The 14093-nt window shown below is 72.5% G+C and carries 13 protein-coding genes and 1 tRNA gene; 6 read left to right on the forward strand and 8 right to left on the reverse strand.

The features are described from left to right. Positions 1–129: 129 nt before the first annotated feature. Positions 130–203 (reverse strand) — tRNA-Met (locus tag HGK68_RS12220). A gap of 121 nt (positions 204–324) precedes the next feature. Beyond that, positions 325–3363 carry a UPF0182 family membrane protein gene (locus HGK68_RS12225; protein WP_169166210.1) on the reverse strand — a complete coding sequence of 1013 codons (3039 nt, stop codon included), beginning with the start codon at positions 3361–3363 and terminating at the stop codon, positions 325–327. Positions 3364–3469: 106 nt separating this feature from the next. Here HGK68_RS12225 and HGK68_RS12230 point away from each other — a divergent pair, with 106 nt between their 5' ends. Further along, positions 3470–4036, forward strand: coding sequence for a PPA1309 family protein (locus HGK68_RS12230; protein WP_169166211.1), 567 nt, complete (start codon positions 3470–3472; stop codon positions 4034–4036). Positions 4037–4065: 29 nt separating this feature from the next. Here the strand turns inward: HGK68_RS12230 and HGK68_RS12235 are convergent, their stop codons facing one another. Beyond that, entirely contained in the window at positions 4066–5190 is a 1125-nt protein-coding gene (locus HGK68_RS12235) for a YlbL family protein (protein WP_246260350.1), read from the reverse strand. Between the two features lie 129 nt (positions 5191–5319). Here HGK68_RS12235 and HGK68_RS12240 point away from each other — a divergent pair, with 129 nt between their 5' ends. Continuing rightward, positions 5320–6708 carry a zinc-dependent metalloprotease gene (locus HGK68_RS12240; protein WP_169166212.1) on the forward strand — a complete coding sequence of 463 codons (1389 nt, stop codon included), beginning with the start codon at positions 5320–5322 and terminating at the stop codon, positions 6706–6708. Between the two features lie 3 nt (positions 6709–6711). Here the strand turns inward: HGK68_RS12240 and HGK68_RS12245 are convergent, their stop codons facing one another. After that, a complete protein-coding gene (locus tag HGK68_RS12245) occupies positions 6712–7251 on the reverse strand; it encodes a YgjP-like metallopeptidase domain-containing protein (RefSeq protein WP_425483679.1) in 540 nt (179 codons plus the stop codon). 199 nt (positions 7252–7450) lie between these two features. Here HGK68_RS12245 and HGK68_RS12250 point away from each other — a divergent pair, with 199 nt between their 5' ends. Both HGK68_RS12250 and HGK68_RS12255 read left to right on the forward strand, forming a co-directional pair. After that, entirely contained in the window at positions 7451–7609 is a 159-nt protein-coding gene (locus tag HGK68_RS12250) for a DUF5679 domain-containing protein (protein ID WP_169166213.1), read from the forward strand. Positions 7610–7678: 69 nt separating this feature from the next. Continuing rightward, on the forward strand, positions 7679–8671 hold the full coding sequence (locus tag HGK68_RS12255) for a ThiF family adenylyltransferase (RefSeq protein ID WP_169166214.1): 993 nt from the start codon (positions 7679–7681) through the stop codon (positions 8669–8671). A 42-nt stretch (positions 8672–8713) separates the two neighbouring features. Here the strand turns inward: HGK68_RS12255 and HGK68_RS12260 are convergent, their stop codons facing one another. From HGK68_RS12260 to HGK68_RS12270, 3 genes are all read right to left on the reverse strand, one after another. Further along, complete coding sequence (locus HGK68_RS12260) at positions 8714–9058, reverse strand: WhiB family transcriptional regulator (protein ID WP_169166215.1); 345 nt, start codon at positions 9056–9058, stop codon at positions 8714–8716. A gap of 137 nt (positions 9059–9195) precedes the next feature. Further along, the gene (locus HGK68_RS12265; RefSeq protein WP_169166216.1) at positions 9196–9429 is read right to left on the reverse strand and encodes a hypothetical protein; all 234 of its coding nucleotides are present in this window, start codon (positions 9427–9429) and stop codon (positions 9196–9198) included. Positions 9430–9535: 106 nt separating this feature from the next. Further along, on the reverse strand, positions 9536–11551 hold the full coding sequence (locus tag HGK68_RS12270; RefSeq protein ID WP_169166217.1) for an ATP-dependent DNA helicase UvrD2: 2016 nt from the start codon (positions 11549–11551) through the stop codon (positions 9536–9538). 70 nt (positions 11552–11621) lie between these two features. On the opposite strand from HGK68_RS12270, the gene HGK68_RS12275 reads away from it, so the two are divergent. Continuing rightward, a complete protein-coding gene (locus HGK68_RS12275; RefSeq protein ID WP_169166218.1) occupies positions 11622–11882 on the forward strand; it encodes a mycoredoxin in 261 nt (86 codons plus the stop codon). A 67-nt stretch (positions 11883–11949) separates the two neighbouring features. On the opposite strand, the gene nudC is transcribed toward HGK68_RS12275, so the two are convergent. Continuing rightward, complete coding sequence (gene nudC / locus HGK68_RS12280) at positions 11950–13002, reverse strand: NAD(+) diphosphatase (RefSeq protein WP_246260351.1); 1053 nt, start codon at positions 13000–13002, stop codon at positions 11950–11952. 150 nt (positions 13003–13152) lie between these two features. Between nudC and HGK68_RS12285 the strand changes: the two genes are divergently transcribed. After that, complete coding sequence (locus HGK68_RS12285) at positions 13153–14088, forward strand: phosphotransferase (protein WP_206155745.1); 936 nt, start codon at positions 13153–13155, stop codon at positions 14086–14088. Positions 14089–14093: the final 5 nt, after the last annotated feature.

A 14093-nucleotide genomic window follows, 5' to 3' on the forward strand; every position in this document is an offset into this window, starting at 1 on the left:
GGGCCGCAGGTCGCCCGTCGAAGCATCGGGCCCGCCCGGGGAAGGGAGGCGTCGTCGGTCCGCGCGTCACCGAAGCAGCACACCAACGACGAAGGCCCGGACCATCAGGTCCGGGCCTTCGTCTTCTTGTAGCGGGGGCAGGATTTGAACCTGCGACCTCTGGGTTATGAGCCCAGCGAGCTACCGAGCTGCTCCACCCCGCGTCGGTGAATAGAACACTACGCGAGTCCGTCTCCCAGGCCAAATCGGCCCGGCGTGCGCTGCCTCACACCACGATGCCCGGCCCCTCACGCGGAGGGACCGGGCATCGTCAGCCGTGCGTGATCAGCCGCCGGAGGACTCGGAGTCCGCGGCGATCGCGTCCTCCAGGGCCTGCTGCAACCGGGCCTGCGCCTCGCCGTAGGCGGCGAAGTCGTTGTTGGCCAACGCCTCCTGCCCGTCGGTGAGGGCCTGCTCGGCGCGGTTCAGCGCGTCGGTGCGACGGCTGGTGGCGTCGCCGCTCGGCGCGGCGGTAGGGTCCGGCGACGGCGCGGCGGTGGCGTCCGGATCCGGCGTCCCTCCGGCCGAGGAGTCGCCGGTGTCGCCGCCATCCCCGGTGTCGGGATCGACGATCTCGTTCCCGGCGTCACCGGCCTGGGTGCCGGAGTCGCCGCCGAACACCTGGTCGAGCGCCTCGTCCAGGGTGCTGGCGAAGCCGATCTGGTCACCGAAGGCGACCAGGACGCGCTGCAGCAGCGGGACCTGGGTGCCGCTGGACGCCTGGACGTAGACCGGCTGCACGTACAGCAGCCCGCCACCGACCGGCAGGGTGAGCAGGTTGCCGCGGATCACCGAGGACCCACCGCGTTCCAGGATGTTCAGCTCGTTGGAGACCGCGGGGGTCGAGCTGAAGTTGTTGTTCATCTGGTTCGGACCGGGGATCGTCGAGTCACGGGGCAGCTCGAGCAACCTGATCTGGCCATAGGTGTCGGCCGGGTTGCCCGCCTCCGATCCGGCCTCGGCATCGACCGCCACGTAGCCGGTCAGCACGTCCCGGGCACTGCTGCCGGTCGGGATGTAGGTGCTCATCAGGGAGAAGCTCGCCTCGTCCTGACCGGGCATCTGCAGGGTCAGGTAGTACGGCGGCTGGGCCACCCCTGCCTGCTCACCGGCGGTCGGGTCGTTCGGCGTGCGCCAGAAGTCGGACCCGGTGAAGAAGGTGTTCGGGTCGGTGACGTGGTACTGGCCGAGCAGGGTGCGCTGCACCTTGAACAGGTCCTCCGGGTACCGGATGTGGCTCATCAGGTCGGAGCTGATCTCGGAGGCCGGGGTCAGGGTGTTGTCGAAGACCTTGGCCCAGGTCTTGAGCACCGGGTCCTCGGTGTCCCAGGCGTACAGCGTGACGCTGCCGTCGTAGGCGTCGACCGTGGCCTTGACCGAGTTCCGGATGTAGTTCACGGTGCGCGGCTCCAGGGCCTGCACGGTGGACGACGTCTGGGTCAGGGAGTCGGTGGTGGCGTCCTCCAGCGACTGCCGGGCGGCGTAGGGGTACTGGTCGGAGGTGGTGTACCCGTCGACCATCCACACCACGCGACCGTCGACCACGGCCGGGTACACCCGACCGTCGAGGGTCAGGTACGGCGCGACCTTCTGCACTCGCTCGACCGGGTCCCGGTCGTAGAGGATCTGGGACTCGCTGGTCACCCGGTCGGAGAACAGGATCTGCTCGGAACCGAACTTGATCGAGTAGAGGAGCTTGTTCCAGAGGTTGTCGATCTTGGGCCCGGCCGAGACCTTGTCGGTCGGGAAGCTGGTGGTGACCGCGCCGTTCTCGGCGTCGTCGCTCGGGTAGTCGAACTCCCAGCCGTCGGTGCCTTCCGGCGCGCCGACGATCGAGTAGTCCGGGGAGTTCTGCCCGAAGTAGATCCGCGGCTCGTAGTCGCCGAGCTCACCGGTGGACGGGATGCCGGCCTCCCAGAAGTCGGGGGCGCCGGTGCGGGAGGTCACGTTGCCGTAGGCGGCGACCACGCCGTAGCCGTGGGTGTAGATCGTGGCGTCGGAGTTCCAGTTCCGCCGGTTGGCGTCCAGGCCGTCCAGGTCGATCTCACGCACCGCGATCACGGTGTCCCGGCTCTCGCCGCCGATCTCGTAACGGTCGACCGACAGGGTGTCGGCGAAGGAGTAGAACCCGCGGATCTGCTCCAGCTGGCGGAAGGACGGGGAGACCTCCTGCGGGTCGAGCAGCCGGATGGACGCGGTGGTGTCCGCGTCCTCGCGCAGGGCGCCGGGTGTGGCGTCGGTCTTGGCGTCATAGGACTGGGTCTCGACGTCCTCCAGGTTGTACGCCGCCAGCGTGGCGTCGATGTTGCGCTGGATGTACGGCGCCTCGGACTCCTGCTGGTTCGGGTTGACCTGGAACCGCTGCACCACGGCCGGGTAGATGCCGCCGATGGCGACCGCACCGACCACCATCACGCCGATGCCCAGCGCCGGGATCCGCCAGGTGCCACGGACCGCGGTGAAGATGAACATCAGCGCGACCAGGACGGCGATCGCGGCGAGGATCTGCTTGGACGGGATGACGGCGTTGACGTCGGTGTAGGACGCGCCCTCGAACCGGTCGCCCTGGCTGGTGAGCACCGAGTACTGGTCCAGCCAGTAGTTCCCGGCGATGACCAGCATCAGGATCGCCGCGGTGACCGACAGCTGCACCCGGGCGGCCTTGGTGGTGCGCGGGGTGCCGTTGGACGGGCCGATCCGCAGTCCGCCGTACAGGTAGTGCGTGACCAGACCGGCGATCCCGGCCAGGATCACGGTCGCCATCACGTAGGAGACGACGAACCGGATGCCGGGCAGCTGGAACAGGTAGAAGCCCAGGTCGATGCCGTACTGCGGGTCCTTGGTGCCGACCGGGGTGCTGTTCAGCCAGAGCTGGACGGTGCTCCACTGCTGCGAGGCCGCCACACCGGCGAACAGACCGACCACGGCGGGGCCGACGACGACCACCACCTTGCGCAGCGGCTCGATCGCCTCCCGGTACTGGTCGAGGCTGACCTGCTCCCGGTTGGACGGGGCGTAGATCGGCCGACTGCGGTACGCGATGGTCACCGAGGTGAAGATCGCCGCCGCCATCACCAGGAACCCGAGGGCGAACAGCACCGCCCGGGTGCCCCACTCGGTCCACAGCACGGTGGCGAAACCGAGCTGGTCGAACCACATGACCTCGGTCCAGAACTGGGCCATCAGCACGACGGCGAACACGATCACCAGGAGCACCAGGGCGGTGATCACCAGCGGGTTGCGGCGGCGTCGGGCGCCACCTCCGGCGGGCCGTGGGGGTCTGGGCCCCTGCGGTCGAGATGCGGACGGGTTGGCGAAGGCCACGGTGGTTCCTCGTCGTCGGCGAACTGGTCAGGCGCATGGCGCCCTGCACGGGTCAACGTGCCAGGCGATCCACAGGTTCCCACAGCTGACGGTCAGCGGTGCGAGGATGCTGCCCGTGACTGAGACCCCCGCTCCGACCGACCCCACCGCCACCCCGCTCGCCCAGGCAGTGGTGGAGATCGAACGCCACGTCGCCACCGGCGGGTGGGACGGCCCGGTCCGGGTGTTCGCCCTGGTCCGCACCGCGAGCGCCCTGGAGGCCGAACCGGCGCTGGCGCAGCAGCTGCCGCCGGAGGTGCTGGCCGCCGCCCAGGCGGACCCCGGGCATCTGACCTCGGTGGAGCAGGAGGGGTTGCCCGCCTCCGAGGACCTGGAGGGGCTGCTCGGTGCGATCGCCTGGCCGGAGACCGTGGACGGCGCGGCGGTGACCGTGGAACGGGTGGTGCTGCCGCCGGAGGCCGAGGACGCGTTGCCGGACGACCCGGAGGAGGCGGTGGCGGCACTGATGTCCCACCCGGACCGGCAGGACGTGCGGCTGGCCGTCGGGGTGCTGCGGGACGGGTCGTCCTGGTGCGCGATCCGGCAGCGGGCACTGGACGCCGACCAGGCCGTCGGTCAGGGTCCGGACGCGGTCCCCGGGCTGATCGAGGCGCTCAGGGCGACGCTCGCCTAGCGGGTCGCCGCCGCGGCGGCGGGTGGGACCTAACGCGACGCGGCGGCGGTGCAGGTGGGCAGGTCGGCGGTGTCGCCGGACCCGATCGCCTCGACGGCCTCCCGGGCGCCGTGCAGGGTGTCGATCCGCACCACGTGCAGCCCGTCGGGGACGTGACCGACCACCTCGTCGCAGTTGTCGGCGGGTGCCAGGAACCAGGTCGCCCCGTCGCGCACCGATCCGGCCATCTTCTGCCGGATGCCGCCGATCGGGCCGACGTCGCCGTTCAGGTCCATGGTGCCGGTCCCGGCGATGTGCACGCCGTTGGCCTCGTCCTGCGGGGTCAGCCGGTCGATGATCCCGAGCGCGAACATGGTCCCGGCGCTGGAACCGCCGATGTCCTCGATCCTGATCGACACATCCACCGGCAGGTCGAAGGTCGGGTCGATGTACACCCCGAGCTGGCTGCCACCGCCGTCCTTCGCACCGGTGACGATCGGCACCTCGACGCTCTGGCCGTCCCGCTGCACGCCGACCGTGAGGGTGCTGCCCGGGTCCGTCTCCTTGAGCAGGTCGATCAGCTGCGCGTAGGACGCCATCGTGACGCCGTCCACCGCGACCAGGACGTCGTCCTCCTGGAGCTTGCCCTCGGCCGGGCCGCCCTCGACGGTGCCGGCGATGGTCATCGTGGTCGGCACCGTGTAACCCAGCTCCTCCAGCGCGGCCACGGTGGCGTTCTCCTGCGAGGAGGTCATCTGCGCCTGGTTCTGCTCGGCGACCTGCTGCTGGGTGGTGCCCTGCGGGTAGACGTACTCGACCGGGATCACCTGGCTCGATCCGCTCAGCCAGCCGGCGACCACCCCGACCAGGGTCGACCGGAAGCCGGGGCCACCGGTGCTGGACACCGTGGTCAGCCGCAGCTCGCCGGTGGAGTCGTAGGTCTCGGCGCCGGTGATGCTGATCAGCGGTTCGCCGTCGTACTCGCCCAGGGTGTTCAGGGTCGGACCCGGGCTGTTGACCACGTAGGGCACCGGCAGCAGCAGCATCGCCAGCAGCAGCGCCGCCGAACCGAGCATCCCGAAGGTGAGCAGCGCCGCGCGGCGGGTCACCGGTGGGCTGGCGGGTGCTTCCACGTCGAACGGGTCGACGGGGACGGGCTGCAGCGGGTCGGACACCGGACGATCATGCCGCACCGACCTGGGAACCGGCTGCGCTGCGCCGTGAGCGAACCGGACCCCCGCGCCCAGGGTCCGCACAGCCTTCGGTCGTTACCGTGGTCCGACCACGACCCCCGGGAGCTGACGATGGACGACGTGACCCCCACCTCCGGTCAGCCGGACGGATCGGCCTGGGAGCAGATGCTGCGGCAGATGTTCGGGCCCGACGCCGACGAGGCGCTGCGCCAGATGCGCGAGCAGGGCCTGGACCCGGCGCAGATGGCCGCCGCCTCCGGCCTGCCGAACGACCCCGCCGCCCTGCAGCAGATGATCGCCCAGGTGCAGCGGATGCTGGCCTCCAGCGGCGACGGCCCGGTGAACTGGGACGTCGCGCACGACGCCGCCCGGCAGATCGCGGTCACCGGCGGGGACCCGGTGCTGACGGCGCAGCAGGTCCGGGAGGCCACCGAGGCACTGTCGGTCGCCGAGCTGTGGCTGGACGCCGCCACCGACCTGCCCCCGGCCGGCGGCCCGGCGAAGGCCCTGTCCCGCTCGGAGTGGGTGGAGCAGACCCTGCCGACCTGGCGGTTGCTGACCGAGCCGGTCGCCACCTCGATGTCGAAGGCGCTGGCCGACACCCTCGCCGGTCAGCTGCCGGAGTCGCTGGACCTGCCGCCCGGTCTGGCCGGGGCCGGGATGGACCCGGCGCAGATGATGCGTCAGCTCGGTTCCCTGGTCTTCGGCATGCAGGTCGGCCAGGCCGCCGGGTCGTTGGCCCGCGAGGTCTTCGGGCTGACCGACGTCGGGCTGCCGCTGGTGCACTCCCCCGCGACCGCCCTGGTGCCGGGCAACGTCGCCGACTTCGCCGAGGGCCTGGACGTTCCGCTGGAGGAGGTCCGCCTGTTCCTGGCCGCCCGCGAGGCGGCGCACGCCCGACTGTTCACCCACGTCGGCTGGCTGCGCGGTCACCTGCTGTCGGCGGTGGACGCCTACGCACGCGGCATCTCCATCGACCTGGAGAGCCTGGAGGAGTCGGTCCGGTCGATCGACCCCACCGACCCGCAGGCGTTGCAAGGCGCACTGTCCTCCGGCGTGTTCGCCCCGCAGAACACCCCGGAGCAGCAGGCGGTGCTGGAACGCCTGGAGACCGCGCTCGCCCTGGTCGAGGGGTGGGTGGACGAGGTCACCGCGGTCGCGACCCTCCCGCACCTGCCGCACACCATGCAGCTGCGCGAGATGATCCGTCGTCGCCGTGCCGCCGGTGGGCCCGCCGAGCAGACCTTCGCCACCCTGGTCGGCCTGGAGCTGCGGCCCCGTCGCTCCCGGGACGCCGCCGCGCTGTGGGCGCTGATCGCGCGCGAGTCGGGTCCCGAGGGCCGGGACGCGGTGTGGGACCACCCGGACCTGCTGCCGACCGCCGAGGACCTCGACGACCCGACCGGCTACCAGGGTCGGCGGCAGGCGGCGCAGGACGAGCACGCCGACCTGGACCGGGCACTCGCCGAGATCCTGGGCGAGGACGACGAGCAGAGCTGACGGTCAGTCGTCGGATTCCTCGTCGGAGGACTGCGGCCGCCCGCCCTCGCGGTCGGCGTAGGACCAGCCGTCGAGGAATCCGCGCGCCCGTTCGGTGCGGGGGTAGGACTCCAGCTCGGCCCAGAACTCGGGGCCGTGACCGGCGTGCAGCAGGTGGTTCAGCTCGTGCAGCAGCACGTAGTCGGTCACCCAGGACGGCATGCCGCGCAGGCGGTCGCTGATCCGGATGCTGCCGTCCCCCAGGCTGCACGACCCCCAGCGCTGGCCCTGGTTCGACGACCAGCGCACCGACGAGGGCACCGCCCGGCCACCGAGGTACCGCTCGGACAACGCCGCCGCGCGCTGGGCCAACCCGTCGTCGGAGGGTCGGCGTCGCCGCTCCTGGCGGGCGAGGCGCTCGACCATCCTGCCGACCCATTCGCGCTCCTGGGCGCGGGTGAACCGGGCGGGGATCGCGACCACGGTGCGGCCGTTCTCCCGGAAGGCGGTCACGGTCCGGGACCGGCGCCGAGACCTGCGCACCTCCACCGGACCGGGCAGCAGATCGGCGGCGTCCTGGGCGCTCGACCCGGCAGCGGCACCGGTGTCCTCCGGCCCGCCGTTCCCCTCCCGGTGCTGGCGCACGGACGACACCGTAGCGGGTGCCCTGCTCACGGCGTGTGAACTCGACCACGCGAACTGCTGACCCGGACCCCGGCGGGCGTGAATACTGGGCGCTTCGTCCACCAGCCGAGGAGATCCGATGTCCGACACCTACACCGGCCAGTTCTACTGCGTGAAGTGCAAGGAGAAGCGGGAGACGACCGGGGACGTGGTCATCGCCGAGTCCGGTCGCCGGATGGCCAAGGGCGTGTGCCCCGAGTGCGGGACCAAGCTGAACCGGATCCTCGGCAAGGCCTGACCACCCGGCCTGTGGACAACCGGTTCGGCCCGCCCGAACCGTGCCACCGTGCTGCCAGGAGGTGGCGCGATGTTGTTACGACGTGGTGTGCGGGTGCTGCGCATCGACGACGACCAGGTCCAGATCGGCACCGATCCCCGCTGGGCGGTGCGGCTGCACGGACTCACCTCGGCGCAGTGCACGGCGGTGCAGCGCGGAGCTGACCGTTCGCTGCGCGCCGCCCTGCCCGAGTCGGTGCTGACCGAGCTGGATCGGCTGGGGTTGGTCCGCGCCCCGCGGCCGCACACCGGGTCGATGCCGGACCGTCTGGTCCCGGACTGTGTGGCCACCGCGCTGGTCGACGACGGCGATCCGCACCGGGTCCGTCGTCGCCGGGCGGCGGCGAGCGTGGCGATCGTCGGGCTGGGCCGCACCGGGGTGGTGATCGCGTCCGCGCTGGCGGGGGCGGGGATCGGCACCGTGCTGCTCGACGACGAGCGCCCGGTGTCGGCGGCGGAGACCGGGACCGGACTGTCCCCGGGCGATCTCGGCCGGACCCGGCAGACCGCGGTGGCCGACCTGCTGCGCACGATGGCGCCCGGGATCCGGACCGGGTCGATGGCGCGGGCGAACCGGGACCCGGACCTGGTGATCACGGTGTCCGCGGATGTGGTGGACCCGGAGCTGGGCCTGCGGTTGACCTCGACCGGGCTGCCTCAGCTCCCGGTGGTGCTCCGCGAGGCGGATGCCCTGGTCGGTCCGCTGGCACGACCGGGTGTCGGCTGTTGCCAACGCTGCGTCGAGCTGGCGCGTGCCGACCGCGATCCGCACTGGCCCCGGGTCCTGGGACTGTTGGCGGCGGGACGGCGGTCCACCCGGGAGCCGGTGGTGCTCGCCACGGTTGCCGGGGGTCTGGCGGCCGCGGAGGCGGTGACGCTGATGGACAGCGGTCAGCCGGTGACCACCGGACGGCAGTACGAGGTCGCCCTGCCGCGACTGGAACCTCGCCTGCGGGAGTGGGCGGCGCATCCGGACTGCGGATGCGCCGCCCTCCCGGTGACGGAACCGGGGCCGACGCTCTGAGCGACCTGCACGGCGACCAGATGTCGCTGAGTCGAGGTCATCTCAGGCGGCGGGGCTGGCGTCCTTGCGCGGCCGACCCCGGCCACGCTTGACCGCCACGACCTGACCGCCGACGAACGCCTGTCCGCCCCAGACCCCCCACGGTTCCTCTCGTTCCAGCGCCCCGGCCAGGCACCCTTCGAGCAACGGGCACTCCCGGCACAGCGCCTTGGCCTGTTCGACCTCGGCGGTGCGCTCGGCGAACCAGAGCTCCGGGTCGTGGGAGCGGCACGGGATGAGACCCGCGACCAGCGCGTCGAACTGGGTGTGGTCGGTGTCCGACGTGACGGGGGGCCACGGACCGGACCCGCCGAGTCCGACCGTGTCGAGCAGCGAGGTGAGCCGCACGATGTCCTCCTGATGTGGTGCGAAAAAGCTGATGGGGCAGGTGGATTCCGGTGCTTCCACCTCGCCCCGACCATCAGGTGGGACAAAGAGAAAGGCCACGGAATCCGGGGACTCCGTGGCCTGACAGGACTGGCGCTCTAGCTGAGCGCTCCTGAGAGGACGGAGTCGGGGGCGGGGGCATCACCGGTGCCGCGCAGACGGCCGGTGTAGCCGAGGGTGGTGTCGCCGAAAGCGATCTGGCCGAACGCGGCCTCGCCGCCACGGGTGGACTTCCGCACTGCGGACACACCACTCCCCTGGACCCGACCGAAGGTGGACACCTGGATCGGCAGTGCCATCGCACCGGAACCGATCATGTTGAGCTTCTTCATCGCGGGTCCACCTCCTCTCGTCTGCGCCGGACTGTGTCGGACACAGCGCGGTCTCTCATCGGGCAGAAGTCACACTAGAGCGCCCCCGGACGGGGGCACAACCGAATTAACCGACGACTTTTCCGGCGCGGGCCACCAGGTCCAACAGCTCGGTGCCGTAGCGGTCGATCTTGGCCGGTCCGATGCCGTGGATCCGGGCCAGATCGGGCACCGACGCCGGTCGCAGCTCGGCGATGCTGGCCAGGGTGACGTCGCCGATGATCGTGAAGTCCGGCTTGCTGGTCCGGGTCGCCACCTCCCGCCGCCATTCCTTGAGCGCCGCCAGCAGCGCCGGGTCCGGCTCCCCCGTGGTCCGCGGCACCGACTCGACCTCCCGGCGACCGAAGCGGCCTCGTCCGTCGCTGGGCCACAGTCCGTCCAGGAACCGCGAGCGCCGCCGGTTGCCGCGGCCACCCGGGGTGCGCGACCGGGCGTAGGACAGCTCCAGGTGCTCGCGCGCACGGGTCACCCCGACGTACAGCAGCCGTCGCTCCTCGGCGAGGTCGGCCGTCGTGTCCGCGGAGGCCCACGGCACCAGGCCCTCGCTCAGTCCGGTCAGGAAGACCGCGTCCCATTCCAGGCCCTTGGCCGCGTGCAGGGACGCCAGCGTCACGCCCTCCACCGTCGGGGCGTGCTGGGCCGCCGCGCGCTCGTCCAGGTCGGCGACCAGATCCGCCACCGTGGCCCGGCCGCCGGCCTTCTCCGCGGTGCTCGCCAGCTCGTCCGCCAGCGCGACCAGCGCCGAGAGCGAGTCCCAGCGCTCCCGGGACGCACCCCGGGCGGCCGGAGCCTCCTCCGACCAGCCGACCGCGCGCAGCGCGTCCCGGGCGGCCTGGGGCATCGAGTCGTCCGGGTCGGCGGCGACCGCGGCACCGCGCAGCGTGGTGATCGCGTCCCGCACCTCGCGGCGGGCGAAGAACCGTTCGCCACCGCGCAGCACGTAGCCGATCCCGATCGCGGCCAGTGCCTGCTCGAAGGCCTCGGACTGGGAGTTGATCCGGTACAGCACCGCGATCTGGCTCGGCCGGGTGCCCGCGGCGATCAACCGACTGATCCGGGTGGCGACCCCGGCGGCCTCGGCCTCGTCGTCGTCGTAGACCGCGAACCGCACCGGCCCGGCGGACGGTCGCTGGGCGATGAGTTCGAGCGGCTGCCAGCCGTTCTCCTTCGGTGCCCGGCGCAGCACCTCGTTCGCCAGACCGACCACCTGCGGGGTCGACCGGTAGTCGCGGACCAGTTTCACCACCTGCGAGCCCGGGTGGTCGGCGGTGAACCGGGTCAGGTAGTGCGGCGTCGCCCCGGCGAAGGAGTAGATGGTCTGCGCCGGGTCGCCGACCACGCACAGCTCGTCCCGGCCGCCGAGCCACTGGTCGAGCAGGAACTTCTGCAGCGGCGAGATGTCCTGGTACTCGTCCACCACGAACCGGCGGTACTGGCCCCGCACCTCGTCGGCGACCGCCCCGTTGTCCACCAGCATCCCGGCCAGCAGCCAGAGGATGTCCTCCATGTCCATCACGCCGCGGGCGTCCTTGGCGTCCTCGTACGCCGTGATCAGCCGGGCGATCACCTGGTGGTCGTGTCCGGCCGGGGCCGGTCGTCCGGCGGCCGCGGCGGCGGTCTCGTAGTCCTCGGCGGTGATCCGGCTGACCTTCGCCCACTCGATCTCCGAGGCGAGGTCGCGCACCGCAACCCGGTCCACCGACAGGCCGAGCCGGTGGGCGGCGTCCGCGACCACCGGCGCCTTCTGGGCCAGCAGCTCGGGCACCGGGCCACCGACGACCCGGGGCCAGAAGTACCGCAGCTGCCGCAGCGCCGCCGAGTGGAAGGTGCGCGCCTGCACCCCGGCCACCCCGAGGTCGCGCAGTCGGGTGCGCATCTCCCCCGCCGCCCGGGCGGTGAAGGTCACCGCGAGCACGCTGGTCGGGGCGTACACACCGGTGCGCACGCCGTAGGCGATCCGGTGCGTGATCGCCCGGGTCTTGCCGGTTCCGGCCCCCGCGAGCACGCAGACGGGCCCGGTGAGGGCACCGGCCACCGCGCGCTGGTCGGGGTCGAGGGCGTCGAGCAGGTCGTCGGGGGACATCGCTGGCATCCTCGCACCTGCCGCCGACAGCCCGGGAATGCGTCGCACGGGCGTCGGCGTTGGGCCCGACATGACCCAGCAGCTGCCCGCCGAGGGCTCCGTGACGATGTACACCACCACCTGGTGCGGCTACTGCCGTCGGCTGAAGACCCAGCTGGACAGTGCCGGGATCGGCTACACCGAGGTGGACATCGAGCAGCTGCCGGAGGCCGCCGCGTACGTCGAGCAGGTCAACGGCGGCAACCAGACCGTGCCGACCCTGCTGTTCCCGGACGGTTCGGCGATGACCAACCCGTCGCTGGTCCAGGTCAAGCAGGCGCTCGGCGTCTGACCCGCCCTGCGGTCGCCCGGGTCACCGCCCGGTCGACCGCCGGACAGCGCCGTGATCCGGGTGACCGTCAGGCCCCGCCGTCGTCCGCGTGACCGGCGGGGCCGGCGTTGGTCGCCGCCACCGAGTCCCGCCAGGCGTCCGGCTGCGGGCCGGCGGGCAGCTCGCCGCCGAACCAGTCCTCGATCAGGGCCCGGGCGATCGAGGTGTGCGGCGGCAGGATCACCTCGCCCACCGCCACGGCGCGGTGCAGCTCGGCCCGGGTGAACCACTGCGCGTCGGCCAGCTCGTCACCGTCCACGGCGATCTCGGTGCTGGTGGCGTGCGCCCGGAAGCCGAGCATCAGCGACGCGGGGAACGGCCACGGCTGGCTGCCCTGGTACTCGACGTCCCCGACCACGATCGCCGACTCCTCGCGCACCTCGCGCCGGATCGCGTGCTCCACCGACTCCCCCGGCTCCACGAACCCGGCCAGGGTCGAGTACCGCTTGGCCGGCCAGGCGGCGGAGTTCGCCAGCAGCAGCCGGTCGTCCGGGTCGACCACGGCCATGATGACCGCCGGGTCCGTGCGCGGGTAGTGCTCGGAGCCGTCCGCGACGCAGCGACGCACCCATCCCGACTGGACGGTGTAGGTCACCGCCCCGCAGCGGGGGCAGCGCGGGTGGCGGACGTGCCACTCGTAGAGCGCGACCGCGGCGGTGGCCAGACCGGCGTCCCGGGCCGACAGGTCGGCGCCGATCTCGCGCAGCGGCACCCAGCGCGCGTCGGCCGGGAGGGCGGCGACCTCGGGGTCGGGCACCTGGTGCGCGAGATAGGCCGGTGGCGTGCGGTCGGTGGACTCGGTGACGGCCACCCCGGGGATCCGGTCGGCGTCGTCGTAGCCGAGGAACGCCCAGCGCTCGGCCAGCGATCCGGTGGGCGCGCGCAGGGCGGCCTCCGCCGGGGAGAACCAGACCACGGACGGGCGACGGCCGTCGGTGCGGGCCACGACCTTGCCGGAGCTGACCAGCAGCACCCGGCTGTCCTGCTGCTCGATCAGACGGTCCAGCAGGGCGGGGTCGCGACGGAGGTCGGCGGCACGGTCGGTCACCGTGCGCGACAGCGGGAGTTCGGAGTCGAGCACCACGTCACCGTACGCGTCCCGACCGACGGCTGCCGCCAGAGGGGTGCCCGCCGCATCGCACCCGACGGGACGATCCGCCCGACACGCCGGAACGGGACACGCCCGGCCGTGCCGGGCTGCGCTGCCCGCGGACCCGCCTACCCTGTGGGAGTGCGTTCACCCCTTGCTCTCGCCGCCCTCGCGACCGTCGCCGTGCCCGGCTTCGATGCCCGTGCCGTGCGGGCGACCGACTCCGGGGGTGACGACGACACCGCCGTGGTGACGGACGCCCAGAACGCCCGCTGGGTGGTGCGCGCACCACGGTCGTCGGCCGCCGGTGCCGCGTTGGAGGCCGAGCTGGTGCTGCTCGGCGGACTCGCGCAGGCGGTGGACGACGGCAAGCTGCCCTTCGACGTGCCGCGCACCGTCGGCACCGCCCCATTGGACGAGGGCGGGCGCGCGGTGATGTACCGCCAGCTCAAGGGCCGCCCGGTGCCGCTCGACCGCCTGCAGCCGGGGCCCGGCACCGCCGCCGCCCTGGGCCGGGCGATCGGCGCGCTGCACGAACTGCCGCCGACCCTGATCGAGGAGGCGGGGCTGCCGGTGTACGACGCCGCCGCCTACCGCCAGCGCCGCCAGTCCGAGGTGGACGAGGCAGCGCGCACCGGCCGGGTCCCGGCGACCCTGCTGCGCCGGTGGGAGGAGCGGCTGGAGGACATCGCGCTGTGGAAGTTCAGCCCGACCGTCGTGCACGGCGACCTGTCCGCCGATCACGTGCTGACCGCCGACGGAGAGATCACCGGCGTGCTCAGCTGGGGTGAGGCCAAGGTGGCCGACCCGGCGGACGACCTGGCGTGGCTTCTGGTGGCGGCACCGCAGGACGCCGTGGACTCGGTGATGGAGGCGTACCAGCTGCGCCGCACCGAGCTGACCGACCCGTTCATCGCCGACCGCGCACTGCTGGCGGGTGAGCTGGCCCTGGTCCGGTGGCTGCTCTACGGCGTGCGCACCCACGACGACGAGGTGATCGCCGACGCCGTCTCGATGCTGGACGAGCTGGACGAGCAGACCCGCGAGCTGCCCGACCCGGAGCCGGTCGCGGACTGACCCGC

It is taken from the genome of Cellulomonas taurus (assembly GCF_012931845.1).
Taxonomy (GTDB): Bacteria; Actinomycetota; Actinomycetes; order Actinomycetales; family Cellulomonadaceae; genus Cellulomonas; species Cellulomonas taurus.

Coding starts and splice junctions, on each gene's coding strand:
- HGK68_RS12230 (WP_169166211.1), top strand. CDS start 3,470: ATGCTGCCCGTGACTGAGACCCCCGCTCCGACCGACCCCACCGCCACC.
- HGK68_RS12240 (WP_169166212.1), top strand. CDS start 5,320: ATGGACGACGTGACCCCCACCTCCGGTCAGCCGGACGGATCGGCCTGG.
- HGK68_RS12250 (WP_169166213.1), top strand. CDS start 7,451: ATGTCCGACACCTACACCGGCCAGTTCTACTGCGTGAAGTGCAAGGAG.
- HGK68_RS12255 (WP_169166214.1), top strand. CDS start 7,679: ATGTTGTTACGACGTGGTGTGCGGGTGCTGCGCATCGACGACGACCAG.
- HGK68_RS12265 (WP_169166216.1), bottom strand. CDS start 9,429: ATGAAGAAGCTCAACATGATCGGTTCCGGTGCGATGGCACTGCCGATC.
- HGK68_RS12270 (WP_169166217.1), bottom strand. CDS start 11,551: ATGTCCCCCGACGACCTGCTCGACGCCCTCGACCCCGACCAGCGCGCG.
- HGK68_RS12275 (WP_169166218.1), top strand. CDS start 11,622: ATGACCCAGCAGCTGCCCGCCGAGGGCTCCGTGACGATGTACACCACC.